General features: G+C 49.2%; 11 protein-coding genes and 1 riboswitch. Of the genes, 7 read left to right on the forward strand and 4 right to left on the reverse strand.

What is annotated here, in order from left to right:
- Positions 1 to 199 precede the first annotated feature (199 nt).
- Entirely contained in the window at positions 200 to 1,078 is an 879-nt protein-coding gene (locus EII41_RS11620; protein WP_124790719.1) for an IS1634 family transposase, read from the reverse strand.
- 352 nt (positions 1,079 to 1,430) lie between these two features.
- Positions 1,431 to 3,656 (reverse strand): polyribonucleotide nucleotidyltransferase, encoded by a 2,226-nt coding sequence (locus tag EII41_RS11625; protein WP_124790720.1) that lies wholly within the window; start codon positions 3,654 to 3,656, stop codon positions 1,431 to 1,433.
- A gap of 267 nt (positions 3,657 to 3,923) precedes the next feature.
- Between EII41_RS11625 and EII41_RS11630 the strand changes: the two genes are divergently transcribed.
- Together EII41_RS11630 and uvrA are read left to right on the forward strand one after the other, a co-directional pair.
- Positions 3,924 to 5,393 (forward strand): aminoacyl-histidine dipeptidase, encoded by a 1,470-nt coding sequence (locus tag EII41_RS11630; RefSeq protein WP_124790721.1) that lies wholly within the window; start codon positions 3,924 to 3,926, stop codon positions 5,391 to 5,393.
- Positions 5,394 to 5,466: 73 nt separating this feature from the next.
- Positions 5,467 to 8,274, forward strand: a complete 2,808-nt coding sequence (gene uvrA / locus EII41_RS11635; protein WP_260425571.1) for an excinuclease ABC subunit UvrA — start codon at positions 5,467 to 5,469, stop codon at positions 8,272 to 8,274.
- Positions 8,275 to 8,304: 30 nt separating this feature from the next.
- Here the strand turns inward: uvrA and EII41_RS11640 are convergent, their stop codons facing one another.
- Together EII41_RS11640 and EII41_RS11645 are read right to left on the reverse strand one after the other, a co-directional pair.
- Positions 8,305 to 9,231 (reverse strand): carbohydrate kinase family protein, encoded by a 927-nt coding sequence (locus EII41_RS11640; RefSeq protein ID WP_124790722.1) that lies wholly within the window; start codon positions 9,229 to 9,231, stop codon positions 8,305 to 8,307.
- Complete coding sequence (locus EII41_RS11645) at positions 9,228 to 9,851, reverse strand: SIS domain-containing protein (protein WP_124790723.1); 624 nt, start codon at positions 9,849 to 9,851, stop codon at positions 9,228 to 9,230. Before EII41_RS11645 ends, EII41_RS11640 begins: the two co-directional genes overlap by 4 nt.
- Before the next feature lie 83 nt (positions 9,852 to 9,934).
- On the opposite strand from EII41_RS11645, the gene EII41_RS11650 reads away from it, so the two are divergent.
- The 5 genes from EII41_RS11650 to nrdG all read left to right on the forward strand — a co-directional run bounded on the left by EII41_RS11650 (position 9,935) and on the right by nrdG (position 15,295).
- Positions 9,935 to 11,095, forward strand: coding sequence for a TlpA disulfide reductase family protein (locus EII41_RS11650; RefSeq protein ID WP_124790724.1), 1,161 nt, complete (start codon positions 9,935 to 9,937; stop codon positions 11,093 to 11,095).
- 177 nt (positions 11,096 to 11,272) lie between these two features.
- Complete coding sequence (gene greA / locus EII41_RS11655) at positions 11,273 to 11,743, forward strand: transcription elongation factor GreA (protein WP_124790725.1); 471 nt, start codon at positions 11,273 to 11,275, stop codon at positions 11,741 to 11,743.
- A 13-nt stretch (positions 11,744 to 11,756) separates the two neighbouring features.
- Positions 11,757 to 12,158 carry an HIT family protein gene (locus tag EII41_RS11660; protein WP_124790726.1) on the forward strand — a complete coding sequence of 134 codons (402 nt, stop codon included), beginning with the start codon at positions 11,757 to 11,759 and terminating at the stop codon, positions 12,156 to 12,158.
- Between the two features lie 267 nt (positions 12,159 to 12,425).
- Positions 12,426 to 12,635: riboswitch (cobalamin riboswitch) on the forward strand.
- A 72-nt stretch (positions 12,636 to 12,707) separates the two neighbouring features.
- Positions 12,708 to 14,843, forward strand: coding sequence for an anaerobic ribonucleoside-triphosphate reductase (gene nrdD, locus EII41_RS11665; RefSeq protein WP_124790727.1), 2,136 nt, complete (start codon positions 12,708 to 12,710; stop codon positions 14,841 to 14,843).
- Positions 14,837 to 15,295, forward strand: coding sequence for an anaerobic ribonucleoside-triphosphate reductase activating protein (gene nrdG / locus EII41_RS11670; RefSeq protein WP_124790728.1), 459 nt, complete (start codon positions 14,837 to 14,839; stop codon positions 15,293 to 15,295). The genes nrdD and nrdG overlap by 7 nt, the downstream gene beginning before the upstream one ends.
- Positions 15,296 to 15,561 lie beyond the last annotated feature (266 nt).

Raw genomic sequence — 15,561 nt, forward strand, 5'->3', positions numbered from 1 at the left:
CTCCAAGTCTTCATTCTATCTCGAGATCTATCGGACAAGTCCTTTTCCAGAGGGATGATATCCGTGAACTTTTTAATCAACCGGCGGCTCCTGTAAGTGTTCCGGAGGCAGGGGCTACCGAGCAACTTACCTTATGGTAATTTTTCTCCGGACAGCAGTGTTCAACCATTTGTTTGTCAATCTTGGGTTGCTCCAGTATTCACTGCTTTATATGATTGCTTTCGTTCTTGATCCTTGCTCCAATAATATATTTATATCCTTCGTTTTCAAGCCGGAATCCGGAATCAGCTACCACGATAAAGTCTTCCAACTCATATTTATTGATAAAGCTCTCTATCATAGGTAACATAGTGTGCCCCTCATATTTATTGCCTTCATGGATGCAATATGCCAAAGGATAACCTTCAAGACTTACAAGTAAACCTAACAGGACTTGAGGATTGTCATGTTTGCCCTCTTTTGAAAAACCTCTTTTTCGTAAATCGTCTTCGTAATCAGTTTCAAAGTACAAAATGGTAACATCATAAAAGAGTATTCCTATGTTTCCTCCAAATAGCTCTATAGTATGTTTAACACTGATGTCTTGTACTATTTCGTGTTGATTGTCTCCTAATTTATCCAAATAACGATATATTTTGGAGAGATCAACATCGTCATCGAAATGGCTCTTCAAGTACTCAACGGTTGCAGCTTTACTGGCTGGGTAAGACAGCCTGGCTTTGACTAATTTTCTGAATATATCATCTTCAATCTTATTAAAGCCTATAGAGTCTATTACTCTGTCTAATATCAAATCAGATCCATTGATAAGAATGTTGGTAACCTTTGAAAGAAAACGATTAACATCATGTATCTCCCTTTCACGAGCAGCTTTTTCTTCTTCAAAGAGACCTAGCTCCGGATAACGACGTTTCTCTTCTTTTGCTATCCAAGCTTTGCCTTCTGCTAACAATTTATCTACTTCTTCCGAACTATGTCCAATTCCTATAGTGATTAACTCTTGATAGAAGCCTTTGTTTTTTTCTACAACAATTACTCCGATATGGCCCGAGGGATATTTTTTTCTGCGTATAAACATTTGATTTTTCTATCGTGTCACCCAAAATGAGGTGACACAAAGATACAAACATCTATAATTAAAATGATTATAAATATTAACTTTTGTTGTGACGAAGTCAGGAAAAAGGTTACTCGTGTTACCGAAAAGGTTCGATGCCGGAGCAAAAAGGTTCGATGTCGAAGCAAAAAGCTCCGATTTGTTCTATTGCGGAATCCGGGCTAAATCCGGAAACCTGATCGGAGGAGAATCAGCGTCTGCCTCTTGAATCGAAAAAAAAGAGGCGTCTCGTTTGGAGACGGCCTCTTTCTTTGGTTATTTGCAGGAAAACAATCGCGATCATTTTCCCATGCCTGCTATATCATCTTCGCGATTATTGGTCGCCACCGCGATGGTTCTCGCGATGCGGACGGCCTCCATTGTCACGACGGCCTCCGTTATTGTTCTGACGCGGCGGACGCGCGGGACGCTCCGCTTCCTTATACCCTTCAGGTTTCGGCATCAGCACTTTGCGCGAAAGTTTGAATTTACCTGTCTTCGGATCGATATCGACCAGCTTCACGGTGATGCTGTCGCCTTCACGCAGCCCTGTTTCTTCGACCGTTTCCAGACGTTTCCAATCGATCTCCGAGATATGCAGCAGACCGTCTTTGCCCTGCATGAACTCGACGAAAGCACCGTACGGCATGATCGACGAAATCTTGCCTTCATACACCTCTCCTACTTCGGGTACGGCAACGATGGCCTTGATGGCACGCATCGCAGCATCGATCGATTCTTTATTCGTCGCGGAGACCTCAACGATGCCTTGATTGTCGACTTCTTCGATCGAAATCGTCGCTCCGCTCTTTTCCTGAATACCTTGGATAATCTTTCCGCCCGGGCCGATTACCGCACCAATAAATTCTTTCCCGATAATCAGGGTCTCGATGCGCGGAGCATGAGGCTTGAGTTCGGCACGCGCTTTGGGCTGAGCGTCGGTAATCTTTCCGAGGATATGCATACGTCCCTCTTTGGCTTGCGCAAGCGCTTTTTCAAGAATTTCGTACGAGAGTCCGTCCACCTTGATGTCCATCTGAGTCGCTGTAATACCGTCTTTCGTACCGGTCACTTTAAAGTCCATATCGCCGAGATGGTCTTCATCGCCGAGGATATCGGAAAGAATCGCGTAATTCGTTCCTTTGTTTTCCGAGATCAACCCCATCGCAATACCCGATACAGGCTTCTTGAGAGGCACACCGGCATCCCGCAGCGCCAACGTTCCGGCGCAAACGGTCGCCATGGACGACGAGCCATTCGACTCGAGGATATCCGAAACGACACGCACCACGTACGGATAGTCATTCGGGATCATCCGCTTGAGCGCGCGATGGGCCAAGTTTCCGTGTCCGATCTCGCGACGTCCCACGCCGCGTTGCGGTCTGGCCTCACCGGTCGAGAAAGGTGGGAAATTATAGTGCAGCAGGAAACGGTCACGTCCCTGATTCAGTACATCGTCAATGATCTTCTCGTCGTTCTTCGTACCCAGCGTGACGGTTGTGAGCGACTGTGTTTCACCACGTGTAAAGATGGCGGCTCCGTGAGGTCCGGTCAGACAGTCCGTTTCGACCCAGATCGGACGGATATCGGTTGTTTTCCGGCCGTCGAGACGCTTGCCTTCGTCGAGGATCGCCCGACGCATGGCTTCTTTTTCCACATCGTGATAGTAGCGGTCGATCAGCGCTCCTTTCGTTTCCAATTCTTCTTCCGTGTATTGCGCTTTGAACTCTTCTACGATCTTTTCGAAAGCTTCGGCACGTTCGTGTTTGCCCTGTCCCGAAACGGAAATCGCATACGCTTTGGCGTAGAGATCGTCGTGTACTTTTTTGCGCAGGTCTTCGTCATTCTCCTCGTGGCAATATTCGCGTTTAACCGTTTTGCCGCATGCGGCTTCAAGCTCTTTCTGAACGAGGCAGTGCTTTTTGATGGCTTCGTGCGCCACCTTGATGGCTTCGAGCATTTCGCTCTCCTGCACTTCGCTCATCTCGCCTTCCACCATCATGATATTGTCGTACGTGGCGCCGACCATGATGTCGATATCGGCCTTTTCGAGCTGCGTAAAAGTCGGGTTGATGATAAATTGGCCGTCGACACGTGCCACACGCACTTCCGAGATCGGTCCTCCGAAGGGAATATCGGAAACGGCCAGGGCTGCCGAGGCTGCCAGTCCGGCCAACGCATCCGGCATATCTTCACCGTCGGCAGAGAAAAGTATGATGTTTACAAATACTTCGGCATGATAATCGTCCGGGAACAGCGGACGGAGTACGCGGTCAACTAATCGCGAGGTGAGTACCTCATAATCCGAGGCCTTACCTTCTCTGCGCGTAAAGCCGCCGGGGAAACGGCCGAATGCCGCGAATTTCTCCTTATAGTCTACCTGAAGCGGCATAAAGTCCGTACCGGGCACCGCGTCTTTTGCTGCACAAACCGTAGCCAACAGCACCGTGTTTCCCATTCGGACGGTTACGGAACCATCAGCCTGCTTGGCTAACTTCCCGGTTTCGATGGTGATGATCCTTCCATCACCCAAATCAATCGTCTTTTCAATTACATTCATCTTGTTTCTTTCGTTACGTCTAAAAACATCTAACTTCTTAAAATTCGGACAAAGGTAGAAAATTATTGACAATTAATAGTAAACACACCGTTTTTTTCAAAGAAAGAATGGTTGAAAGCTTCCTTTCCTCTCTTTGAGATATGGAGGATGATATGCCGCGAAAAGACTATTAGGCAGACGAATGAGAACCTTCATCAAGACTTGGTTAGCATATCTCGGATTTTTTATTTACGTTTGCAGGAAAATACATCATTAATATCTAAAATCATGGCAGAAGAAATCAAATTACTTTCTCCTCAAGCCGTTTGGGGATATTTTTATGACCTGACGCAAATCCCGCGTCCGACAGGACATACTCAGCAAGTGACGGAATATCTGAAAACGTTCGGCAAAGAACAGGGACTGGAAACGCTTCAAGATGCGACGGGCAATGTGTTGATACGTAAGCCGGCTACCGCGGGATATGAAGACCGCGAGATCGTCATTATGCAATCTCATGTGGATATGGTGCCCCAGAAGAATGCCTCGGTAAAACACGATTTTCTGACCGATCCGATCGATGCATACGTTGATGGCGATTGGGTGACGGCACGTGAAACAACGCTCGGCGCCGATAACGGCATGGGGATGGCGTTAGCCATGGCCGTATTGTCAGACAAGACCTTGAAGCACGGCCCGCTCGAAGCCTTGTTTACCATCGACGAAGAGGTAGGGATGGATGGCGCTTTCGGCTTGAAACCCGATTTTCTGAAAGGAGGTATTCTGCTCAATGGCGACTCGGAAGAAGAAGGGATGTTATGTGTGGGCTGTGCCGGCGGTGCGGACCTGAATATTTCGTTCCGTTATCAGGATGGAGCGCCTCTCATCGAAGGCGATGTGGCGGTAAAAATTTCGCTCACGGGACTGAAAGGCGGTCATTCGGGTGTCGATATCCATCTCGGCCGGGCAAATGCTAATAAGCTGATGTTCCGTTTACTGAAAATCGCCGTATGCGATTATGGCGCACGACTGGGCACCATCGACGGCGGCTCGCTGCGCAATGCGATCCCTCGCGAAGCAACGGCCGTGATCACCTTACCCGCCGATAATGTCGAGCCTCTTTGGGAATTAATTGCCGACTATCAGGATGTATTCCGTTCCGAATATAAGGGAATCGAAGAAGGCATCTGCCTTACGGCCGAGATGACCGAAGCACCGTCTTCACTGATCCCGGAAGAGATGCAGGATGATCTGATCAATGCCGTAGAAGGCTGCCAGAATGGGGTCATCAGCATGTTGAACGATTTTCCCGGAACGGTAGAATCGTCTTCGAATCTGGCGGTCGTAAAATCGGGAGAAGGATCGATCGACGTCAAAATACTGGTGCGCAGTTCGTCGGAAAGCCGTAAGGAATCGGTTTGTTCGTCGATTGAGAGTGTCTTTTCGATGGCCGGTGCCAAAGTAGAATACGGCAACGCCTACGGAGGCTGGCAACCGAACATCGATTCTCCGATTCTGCGGACAATGGAAACGACGTACGAAAAACTGTTCGGGAAAAAGCCGGCCGTGTCCGTGATGCACGCAGGACTCGAATGCGGCATCATTCAGGAGGCTTATCCCGAGATGGATATGATTTCGTTCGGACCGGACATCCGATTCCCGCATTCTCCCGACGAAGCCGTTCGCATCGCTTCGGTCGAGAAAGTGTGGAGGCTGCTGACGGCTACGCTCGAGGATGCGCCACGTGCGTCGTCGTAAGAGGCCCTGAAACTCGCTCCTCTGTTTTTTGAAAAATCGTTACCTTTGTCGGTTCAATTTGAATGATCGCATAATGGCAAAGAAGACGATGAAAGAAGAAGACGGGTATATCCTGATCAAGGGGGCGCGTGTCAACAATCTGAAAAATATCGATGTCAAGATTCCGCGCGACAAGTTCGTGGTAATTACCGGACTGTCGGGTAGTGGCAAGTCATCGCTGGCTTTCGACACATTGTATGCCGAAGGCCAGCGTCGTTATGTGGAAAGTCTCTCGGCTTACGCCCGTCAGTTTCTGGGACGCATGAGCAAGCCCGAATGCGATTATATCAAAGGCATTCCGCCGGCGATTGCCATCGAGCAGAAAGTCAGTGTCCGAAATCCTCGCTCGACGGTCGGCACGTCGACCGAAATTTACGAATACCTCCGTCTGCTATATGCCCGTCTGGGACGAACAATTTCGCCTGTGTCGGGACAGGAGGTTAAGAAACATCAGGTCTCCGACGTGGTGAAAAAGGCTCTGTCTTACCCTGCCGGCACACGTTTCGCCGTTTATGCCCCGATCGTTCTGCCTGAAGGACGGACGCTGAGAGAACAACTTGAAATCCTTAGGAAAGAAGGTTACACAAGGCTCGAAATCGACGGAAAGATTTATCGCATACAGGAAGTCCTCAACCATTCCGAACTGACGGAAGCGAAGGAGGCCGAGATTTTGATCGACCGGCTGGAAGTTTCGGACGACAAGCTGTTAAAAAACCGCCTGGCCGATTCCGTTGAGACCGCTTTTTACGAAGGGCATGGCACTTGTCGGCTGAAAGTCTATCGGTCGGAATCGCCCGAAGTGTCCGAATTCTCAAAACGTTTCGAGGCTGACGGAATGGTTTTCGAGGAGCCGACCGAGATGATGTTCAACTTTAATAACCCGCTGGGAGCTTGTCCCACGTGCGAAGGCTTCGGGAAGGTGCTGGGCATCGATGAAGATCTGGTTATACCGGATAAAAGTCTCTCGGTCTACGAGGGTGCTGTCGTCTGCTGGAAAGGCGAAGTGATGGGCGAGTGGTTGCGCGACTTTATCCATGCCGCGGCCAAACATGATTTCCCGATACACCGGCCTTACTTCGAGCTGACAACAAAAGAGAGGGAGCTGCTGTGGCACGGAGCGCGCGGGGTGCATGGCATTGACGATTTTTTCAAGTTTGTCGAAAGCAATCAGTACAAGATACAGTATCGCGTTATGTTGGCGCGATATCGCGGCAAAACGACATGTCCGGTCTGCAAAGGTAGCCGGCTGAAGCCATCGGCGCTTCACGTGCAGGTCGGAGAGAAGAACATGGCTGAGCTGGTCACGATGCCGGTGACCGAAGTGAAAGCTTTTTTCGATCGACTCGAGCTGAACGAAGCCGAGGCGATCATTGCCAAGCGTCTGCTGACGGAGATCAACAACCGGCTGCAATTCCTGCTCGATGTGGGGCTGGGGTATCTGACGCTCAACCGGCTGTCGGCCACCCTTTCGGGAGGCGAGAGCCAGCGCATCAGCTTGGCCACGTCGTTGGGGAGCAGTCTCGTCGGGTCGCTCTACATCCTTGACGAACCGAGTATCGGGCTGCATTCGCGTAACACCGATATGCTGATCAAAGTGCTTCGCCAATTACAGGCGCTGGGCAATACGGTGGTCGTTGTGGAGCATGACGAAGAGATTATCCGCGCGGCCGACTACATTATCGACATCGGTCCGGCGGCGGGAAGACTCGGCGGTGAGGTCGTCTATCAGGGTGCCGTAAACGGATTACAGCAACAGACCGACAGCCATACCGTACGTTACCTGACAGGGGAGGAGCAGATCGAGGTGCCTCCTTATGCGCGCCCGTGGAATGAATATATTGAGATCAGGGGCGCGCGCAAGAACAATCTGAAACAGGTCGATGTAAAGTTTCCTCTACATGTGATGACCGTTGTTACCGGTGTCAGCGGATCGGGTAAGAGTTCGCTCGTACGCGACATCCTGTATGAAGGTCTCAAGCGTTTGCTGGACGATGCGCCGGCATCGGTCGAATGTGCGTCGATCACAGGAGATATTCACCGGATCAAAGCCATCGAGTTTGTAGATCAGAACTCGATCGGCAAGAGTTCGCGTTCCAATCCGGTGACGTACATCGGAGCATACGATGAGATACGCAAGCTCTTTGCCGAGCAACCTTTAGCGCGTCAGATGGGTTATCAGGCGGCACATTTCTCCTTCAACAAAGAGGGCGGTCGTTGCGAAGAGTGCAAGGGCGAAGGGCGGATCACGGTCGAGATGCAGTTTATGGCCGACATCATGCTCGAATGCGAGGTTTGTCACGGCAAACGATTCAATGCCGATACGCTGGAGGTCGAATATCACGGAGCGAATATCTACGATGTGCTTGAGATGACGGTAAGTCAGGCCATCGAATTTTTCGGAACTCAGAAAGATACGCAGGCTAAGAAAGTGGTGAAAAAGCTAAAACCTCTGCAAGAGGTAGGGCTCGGATATATCAAACTGGGACAGACCTCTTCGACCCTTTCGGGAGGTGAGAACCAGCGTGTCAAGCTCGCCTATTACTTGAGTCAGGAAAAGCAGGCGCCCACCATGTTCGTGTTTGACGAACCGACGACGGGGCTTCATTTCCACGACATCAAGACACTGCTCAAAGCGTTTAACGCCCTGATCGATCGGGGGCACACGGCCGTGATCATCGAGCATCACCCCGACGTCATCAAATGCGCCGATTATATCATTGATTTAGGGCCCGAAGGGGGTAAAGCGGGCGGGCAAGTGGTCTGCGCCGGTACGCCACACGATATTGCGGACTGCGAACATTCATACACTGGGAAATACCTGAAAGAAAAGCTCAAAAAATAATGTCGAGAAAAGCTTGACCAGTAGAGTTTCTTAATCAAGCTTTCTCTCCTTCGCAAATTCGGAAGAAATATAATTGGAAAAGCTCCCGCATACATCGGCCGCGAACTCCATACCGCAACGAATGATTTTGCTCCATGTCATCTCGCTCAACTGTGGCAGGTCGTGATAACCGATACCGTATTTGATGAGGCCGTAGACGATGCCGGCATTGAAATTGTCGCCTGCGCCGATCGTACTGACCGGCGTTAGAGGCTGCACATCATAATGTGTTTTTTTATCTTCGGTATAGAGATTTACACCATCTTTCCCATGTGTCGTAATCAGTCGTTTAGAGTAGAATTTTACCTCATTCCGGTAAATGTCGTCCGTGTCCGATTTCCGGTATAAGTTCAAAAAATCTTCGTCCGATCCTCTGACGATATCCGCAAATTCATAATTGTCCATTACCGTCGGGCGGAGTTGAATGGCCTCGTGCGCATGCGGCTTACGGAAGTTCAAGTCATAATAGATGATAGCCCGTTGTGCTTTCGCGTATTCGACGATTTCCGTTACTCGCTCACGCATGGCCGGATTTAGCGCATAGTAAGAACCGAAAATCAAAATATCATCCGGACGAATAGTCGGAAGATGACCGTTCGGACGTTTCGACGAATGTTGAGTATAAAAGAGATATTCGGCATCCTTACTTTCGGACAGGAAAGCCAGAGAGACCGGACTCTTCACGTCCGGAGATCGATCCATGAAATCGGTTGTCATCCTGTTCGATTTCATAAAGTCGCAGATCATGTCGCCGACCCGATCTTTACCCAGTTCGCTTGTGAATGAAACGGGAATCCCGACCCGACTTAATGAGACCATCGAATTAAATGTCGAACCGCCCGGTACTGCGACATGGGGCTGGTTGTCCTGAAAAATAATATCCAGAATCGTTTCGCCGATACCAATCACCTGTCTCATGACTTCTCCTGCTCCATTCTACTTTGCTGACGACTTTTCGATCCCAGATAGCCGCCATGGTGCCGCTTGGCATAATCGGTATTCGTGAATCCGATACGTTTCATGGTTCCGACAACCAGCACATCGCCGATCACCGTCATGACCGTTGTCGACGTTGTCGGCGTCAATCCCAGCACACACACCTCCTTCGGTGCTCCGGTCAAGAGACATACGGCCGCCTCTTGGGCTAACTGGCTTTTGGGGTCGGACGTGATTACAATAAACGGCATGTCTTCTACCAGTCCCCGTGTCAGTTGTACGAGTTCCAGCAGTTCGCGTGTTTTTCCCGAATTTGAGATCAGCAGCATCACGTCGTTCGGACAGACAATGCCCAGATCGCCATGCTGCGCCTCGCTGGGATGCAAAAAGAATGCCGGCGTGCCTGTTGAGCTGAACGTCGTTGCGATATTCATCGCGATTTGGCCGGCTTTCCCCATACCGCTCGTAATCAACTTCCCGCCCTGTTCGTGAACGTGCTTTACAATCAAGGCAACAGCCTCCGTATAATATTCTGTTACAGGAATCCGGCGAACGGCCTCCGCCTCCTGTTCGATAATCGTTCGTATCTCTTCCGTCATCATAATTGCAAAAGTAAGTGATATTTTTTTTCAGCCACTATAAAATAACGTATATTTGCATCCGTTGAATAAAAAAATACCCCTATATGAGAATCGATAAAATACGCTATTGGGCAGTTGTGTGCGGTCTTTTGCTCACACTGCCCGCCTGCCGACAAAGCACAGCCGAATTTACGGTTACAGGAATCGTTGCCGGAGCCGATGGCCAAACCATGTACATCGAAAACATCGGTCTCTCGGAAATCCAGCTGATCGACTCCGTCAAACTCAACTCATCCGGTAAATTCACGTTCAAAATCGAACAGCCTAAATATCCGGACTTCTATCGGTTAAGGCTAAAAAAACAATGGATTAATTTTGCCATTGACTCAACCGAGACGGTTACTTTCACGGCCGATGCCGCGACGTTCGCCACGTCCTACACCGTGGAAGGCTCTGAGAACTGCATCGCCATCAAAGAGATTACACTCGCCCAGTTAGATGCCGATCAGGAAGTCAATCGCATACGCAGCGAGTACCGTTCCGGTGTCCTTTCCGATACAGCCTACCGTCGTCGAACTCTCGACATGGCTGAAGCTTACAAGGAAGTGGCACGCAAACACATCTACGCCAACCCGATGTCTACTGCCGCATACTACGCCCTTTTCCAGCAAGTCGACGGTCTCCTGTTCTTCGACCTCTACGACAAAGCCGATTCCCGGTCCTTCGGCGCCGTAGCAACAAGCTACAATCATTTGTATCCGGAAAGTCCGCGTGCCAAGCATCTCTATAATCTGGCATTACAGTCGCTGAAAGTAATCCGTAGCCGGCAGACCCTCGACTTAAACCAGATGGAAACGAAAGAGATCGATATGCTGGATATCGATCTGCCCGACCTCCGGGGTGTTGCCGTAAAATTATCGGACACGGCAAAAGACAAAGTGACGATTCTCAATTTCACGGCTTATGAAACGGAATGGGCACCTTCGCTTAACCTTACGCTGGGATCGCTCTACGAAAAATATCATGCCAGAGGACTCGAAATTTATCAGGTTTCCTTAGATACGGATCTTCATCACTGGAAAAACGTGGCATCCAATATGGGCTGGACATGCGTCCGCGATCCCCAGTCCGTTTACTCGCAGGCTGCGGCACTCTATAATGTCAAACAACTTCCGGCGATCTTTTTACTTAACCGGCGAGGCATTTTAGTTAAGCGCATCGATGATCTGGACGCTCTTGAGAAAGAAATCGAAGCTCTCCTGTAAAGAAAAGGAATCCGGTATGATGTTATAAAGCAGCATTTCATGATTTGCATATCTGTAAAATATCCGTTACTTTTGCACCCGAGTAATAAGTAATAAACATTTGGATTCCGGTCAGAGCCTTTCTTGACCGGGATTCTTTTTTTATCTTTTAATTAAACGACGAGGGAGGACATACAAATGGCTGTTACGTACATGACAGAAGAAGGCTATAACAAGATTCTGGCCGAAATCAATTATCTCGAAAGCGTCAAACGTCCCGAGATATCAGCACAGATCGCAGAAGCGCGCGACAAAGGCGACCTTTCCGAAAATGCGGAATACGATGCCGCCAAAGAAGCGCAAGGTATTTTGGAAGGGAAAATCGCTCAACTCAAAGGGCTACTCTCCAACGCGCGGCTTATCGATGAAGCACAGATCAAGACGGATGTTGTGCAGATTATGAACAAGGTAAAAATCAAAAACCTGCAAAACAAAGCCGTCATGACTTATACGCTCGTATCCGACTCGGAAGCTAATTTGAAAGAGAACAAAATCGCCGTCAGTACACCCATCGCACAGGGACTGATGGGAAAGAAAGTAGGCGACATCGCCGAAATCCAAGTCCCTTCGGGCATGATGAAGTTTGAAATCATGGAAATATCGATTTAATAAGACATCCATTATGGCTACTATTTTCAGCAAAATCGTCAACGGTGAAATACCGTGCCACAAGATCGCAGAAAACGACGAATTTTTCGCTTTTCTCGATATTCGTCCTTTGGCCGAAGGACATACGCTTGTCATCCCCAAGGAAGAAATCGATTATCTTTTCGATATCGACGACGAACGGTTGGGACGCATGATGGCTTTCGCCAAGAAAATCGCATCCGCGCAGAAACAGGCTATTCCTTGCAAGCGCATCGGGGTGACCGTTATCGGACTGGAAGTGCCGCATGCGCACATCCATTTGGTTCCTATGCAGAAAGAGTCCGACATGCACTTCGGGAAGGAAAAGCTCGAACCGACATCCGAACAATTGGCAGAAGTGGCTGCACGAATCCGCTCGAAGCTCGGCGGAGTATAACCCCTCTGAAAAATTACACGCGCCCGCCTGTCAGGCGCGAGAAAACATTCCTGTCTAAAGCCTTTGAAGGGCTTAGGGCAGGAATTGTTATTTGGGGCACCTTCGATCAAAAATACCCGTGATTCTCTTGTTCTTTGCCTACTGTAACCCTCTGTCTGCACCGCTTTATTCTCCAAAAAATCGTTAGAAGCTGCATCAATACATTGATTGTGGATTTGTTGAAAACTTTTTCGGCAGCTACTGTAAAGGAGCTATGGGTAATTTTCTATCTTTGTACACGTAAACGGTTTCCGCGTTGCACGACGCAACAAGGAATGAAAATGGGAATCCGGTGCAAGTCCGGAACTATCCCCGTAGCTGTAAGTTCCGCCATACGCGGACGGCACCATCTAAGGCCACTGCTCTCGTCGGCGACGGAGCGGGAAGGCGTGCCGCCCGGAACAAGTCAGAAGACCTGCCGTGATACACGAAACAAAAAATGGAAGTTCTCGGGTGGAAGGACTTACAAAGAGAGGCAGAATTTGCATACATTATATAATACAGGAACAGATGGAAACATTTATCACGAAACGTGATGGGAAAAAAGAGCTTTTCTCCATCGACAAGATTAAGAACGCTGTGACCAAGGCTTTCCTCTCGGTCGGCTGTTTCCCGTCGGACGAAGACTTGACCTCGATACTCGGACATGTACAGATCAAAGACGGCATGTCGGTCGAAGAAATTCAGAACCAAGTCGAAACGGCGCTTATGTGTGAACGCTACTATAAAGTGGCCAAATCGTATATCCTTTATCGACAGAAACACCTTGAGGACCGCGAAGTGCGTGACAAGCTGGCTTTTCTGATGAACTACTGCGACGCGAAAAACGCCGCCACAGGGAGTAAGTTCGACGCCAACGCCAATGTGGAGCACAAGAACATCGCCACGCTGATCGGCGAACTGCCCAAGCAGAACTTCATCCGCCTGAATCGCCGCCTGCTGACCGACCGTCTCAAGGAGATGTACGGCAAAGAGCTTTCGGATAAATACCTCTCGTTGCTCAACCGTCATTTCATCTACAAGAACGACGAAACGAGCCTTGCCAACTACTGCGCGAGTATCACGATGTATCCGTGGCTGATCGGCGGCACAAAATCGATCGATGGGAACTCAACGGCTCCGAGCAATCTGAAATCGTTCTGCGGAGGCTTCGTAAATATGGTTTTCATCGTCTCAAGCATGCTTTCCGGAGCGTGTGCCACACCCGAATTCCTGATGTATATGAACTATTTTATCCAAAAGGAATATGGCGAAGATTATTACCTGCATCCCGACCGCGATGCCGATTTGTCGCTCAAACGGCGGAGCATCGACAAAGTGATTACCGATTGCTTCGAGCAGGTCGTCTATTCGATCAATCAGCCGACAGGAGCGCGTAACTTTCAGGCTGTTTTCTGGAACGTGGCCTACTACGACCGGTACTATTTCGAGAGTCTCTTCGGTGAGTTCGTCTTCCCTGACGGAAGTCGTCCCCATTGGGAATCGCTCAGTTGGTTACAGAAGCGTTTTATGAAATGGTTCAATAAAGAACGCACCAAGACCGTGTTGACATTCCCCGTCGAAACGATGGCGTTACTTACCGAAAATGGCGATGTAAAAGATAAGGAATACGGCGATTTCACGGCCGAGATGTATGCCGAAGGACACTCTTTCTTCACGTATATCAGCGACAATGCCGATTCGCTTTCGAGCTGTTGCCGGCTACGCAACGAAATACAAGACAACGGGTTCAGCTATACGCTCGGAGCGGGAGGCGTCTCGACCGGCTCGAAAAGCGTGTTGACCATTAACCTCAACCGTTGCATACAGTATGCACACCAACGGAGTATTCCCTACATGATGTATCTCGAAGACATCGTCGATCTGGTACACAAGGTGCAGCTCGGTTACAACGAGAACCTCAAGATGTTACACTCCAAAGGTATGTTGCCTCTCTTCGATGCCGGTTACATCAATATGAACCGACAATACCTTACCATCGGCGTGAACGGACTCGTCGAAGCGGCCGAATACCTCGGTATCGAGATCAGCGATAACCCGCAATACACGGCATTCGTGCAGGAAGTACTCGGGCTTATCGAACGTTACAATAAGAAGTACCGCACGAACGAAGTGATGTTCAACTGCGAGATGATCCCGGCCGAGAATGTAGGCGTCAAACATGCCAAGTGGGACAAAGAAGACGGCTTCGTCGTTCCGCGCGAGTGCTATAACAGTTATTTCTATATTGTCGAAGACGAGTCGTTGAACCTGATCGATAAATTCCGTCTGCACGGACGCAAATACATCGAGCATCTGACCGGTGGATCGGCTCTCCATGCCAATCTGGACGAGCATCTCTCACAAACGCAATATCGCCAGCTCTTGCGTGTTGCCGCAGCCGAAGGATGTAATTATTTTACTTTTAACATTCCGAACACGCTGTGTAAAGAATGCGGTCATATCGACAAGCGTCATCTTAAAGCTTGTCCGGTCTGCCATAGCCAGCAAGTCGACTACCTGACGCGCGTTATCGGCTATATGAAACGTGTAAGCAACTTCTCGCTCGCCCGGCAGAAGGAGGCTTCGAGGCGATATTACGAGAATGTCAATGCCGCGAAACAGTCGGCGGAAAAGAAGCCGGTTGTGCATGAGATGTCATGTTGAAATACGTCAGCTACGATATCGTTTTTCGTGAAATACCCGATGAGACGACGCTCGCCCTGAATCTTTCGAACTGCCCGAACGGCTGTACGGGTTGCCATAGTCCTTGGCTTCAGGAAGATCAGGGCGAACCGCTGACGGAAGAAGCATTGATAGGGCTGCTCGGCTGCTACGGAAACGCTGTGACCTGCTTGTGCTTTATGGGCGGTGATGCAGAGCCGTATGAAGTGGCACGGCTTGCGGCATTCCTAAAACAAACAACAACAATCAAAGTCGGATGGTATTCGGGACGTTCCGTACTGCCGTCCGACTTTCCCGTTCACCACTTTCAATACATTAAGTTAGGGCCGTACATCGAGCGTTTAGGCCCTCTTTCTTCACCGACAACGAACCAGAAACTTTATCGAATCACCGACGATGGAGAAATGATCCCCATGATGTATCCGTCACGGTAGAACTCACAAAAACGCTTCTCTTAACCGTTTACCATAAATAGATTTCAGGCTTTCAGCTCTCTATCGAGGGTGTTGCTTTTTTTCCAATGTTGCACATTGGGCTGAATGAGCGTGTCCTTTCAGAGCTGTTTTCAATAGTTATATTATCAACTGTTTTTCTACTTTAACTCCTTTGTGTCATGTACGTTCAAAAGAATGAAAACCATTCGACGATGAATGAAAATCATTCGACGGTGAATGAAAACCATTCGACGATGAATGAAAAT

The sequence above is a fragment of the Tannerella forsythia genome (assembly GCF_003860135.1).
Classification (GTDB): domain Bacteria; phylum Bacteroidota; class Bacteroidia; order Bacteroidales; family Tannerellaceae; genus Tannerella; species Tannerella forsythia_A.

What these genes read in the sequence shown, in the direction of transcription:
- EII41_RS11620 (WP_124790719.1), bottom strand. Translation starts at nt 1,078, where the DNA reads ATGTTTATACGCAGAAAAAAATATCCCTCGGGCCATATCGGAGTAATT.
- EII41_RS11625 (WP_124790720.1), bottom strand. Translation starts at nt 3,656, where the DNA reads ATGAATGTAATTGAAAAGACGATTGATTTGGGTGATGGAAGGATCATC.
- EII41_RS11630 (WP_124790721.1), top strand. Translation starts at nt 3,924, where the DNA reads ATGGCAGAAGAAATCAAATTACTTTCTCCTCAAGCCGTTTGGGGATAT.
- uvrA (WP_260425571.1), top strand. Translation starts at nt 5,467, where the DNA reads ATGGCAAAGAAGACGATGAAAGAAGAAGACGGGTATATCCTGATCAAG.
- EII41_RS11640 (WP_124790722.1), bottom strand. Translation starts at nt 9,231, where the DNA reads ATGAGACAGGTGATTGGTATCGGCGAAACGATTCTGGATATTATTTTT.
- EII41_RS11645 (WP_124790723.1), bottom strand. Translation starts at nt 9,851, where the DNA reads ATGATGACGGAAGAGATACGAACGATTATCGAACAGGAGGCGGAGGCC.
- EII41_RS11650 (WP_124790724.1), top strand. Translation starts at nt 9,935, where the DNA reads ATGAGAATCGATAAAATACGCTATTGGGCAGTTGTGTGCGGTCTTTTG.
- greA (WP_124790725.1), top strand. Translation starts at nt 11,273, where the DNA reads ATGGCTGTTACGTACATGACAGAAGAAGGCTATAACAAGATTCTGGCC.
- EII41_RS11660 (WP_124790726.1), top strand. Translation starts at nt 11,757, where the DNA reads ATGGCTACTATTTTCAGCAAAATCGTCAACGGTGAAATACCGTGCCAC.
- nrdD (WP_124790727.1), top strand. Translation starts at nt 12,708, where the DNA reads ATGGAAACATTTATCACGAAACGTGATGGGAAAAAAGAGCTTTTCTCC.
- nrdG (WP_124790728.1), top strand. Translation starts at nt 14,837, where the DNA reads ATGTTGAAATACGTCAGCTACGATATCGTTTTTCGTGAAATACCCGAT.